Here is a 204-nt window from a genome sequence, read left to right as displayed (position 1 = left end):
GGCGATAGCGATGCGGGCACCGTCACTGAAGATGGTTTAACAGATAGCGATGTCGATACCGTTGAAGCTGTCTCTGGCAGCTTGACCGTCACCGATGTGGATGGTGGCGAAGCCGTCTTCCAAGTCCAAACTGATGTTGCTGATGGCAACTACGGTAGCTTCACTATTGATGCTGACGGCAACTGGTCTTACGAACTCAATAAC

1 protein-coding gene is annotated in these 204 nt (G+C 51.5%); it reads left to right on the top strand.

What is annotated here, in order from left to right:
- Positions 1 to 204, top strand: a 204-nt coding sequence (locus tag CXF86_RS22875) for a VCBS domain-containing protein (protein ID WP_219622755.1), incomplete at both ends; no start/stop codon positions are given.

This window comes from Shewanella sp. GutCb (assembly GCF_002836135.1).
In the GTDB taxonomy this organism is placed as follows: domain Bacteria; phylum Pseudomonadota; class Gammaproteobacteria; order Enterobacterales; family Shewanellaceae; genus Shewanella.
The sequence above is the reverse complement of the archived record's forward strand: the minus strand, read 5'-3'. Positions and strand labels throughout refer to the sequence as shown.